At 50.0% G+C, this 332-nt stretch carries 1 protein-coding gene; it reads right to left on the reverse strand.

What is annotated here, in order from left to right; all coding sequences use genetic code 11:
- Positions 1-191 (reverse strand): SMR family transporter (locus RTW80_RS28155; protein WP_312721404.1); only part of this gene is annotated, 191 nt, incomplete at its 3' end.
- Between the last annotated feature and the right edge of the window lie 141 nt (positions 192-332).

Here is a 332-nt window from a genome sequence, read left to right on the forward strand (position 1 = left end):
GCCCAAACAGCATAAGCAATGCCGACCGGGATGGACTTGAGTGCGAGAGAGAGGAAATAGAACGCAAGCCCGTAGCCAGCCACAACTACAACAGAAGGAACTAACTTGGTGAATCCATGGCTGGACTTCAGTGCGGAAGTTGCGACGACCTCACCAAATATTGCAATAGCCAGAAAGAGCCAGTTCTTCACGTGCAATCTCCTCTACTGTATGAAGGATAAATAGTGGTGGCTATGAGTTGCCAAACACAGTATTGCGGATGTCGATTTTCTGTGAGCATACGCAACGCCAAATCTGGCATCTAACGCGTGAGTTAAGCCGCGCCGCGAAGC

Origin of the sequence: Escherichia sp. AM3 (genome assembly GCF_032029835.1) — a bacterium.
Taxonomy (GTDB): domain Bacteria; phylum Pseudomonadota; class Gammaproteobacteria; order Enterobacterales; family Enterobacteriaceae; genus Escherichia; species Escherichia coli.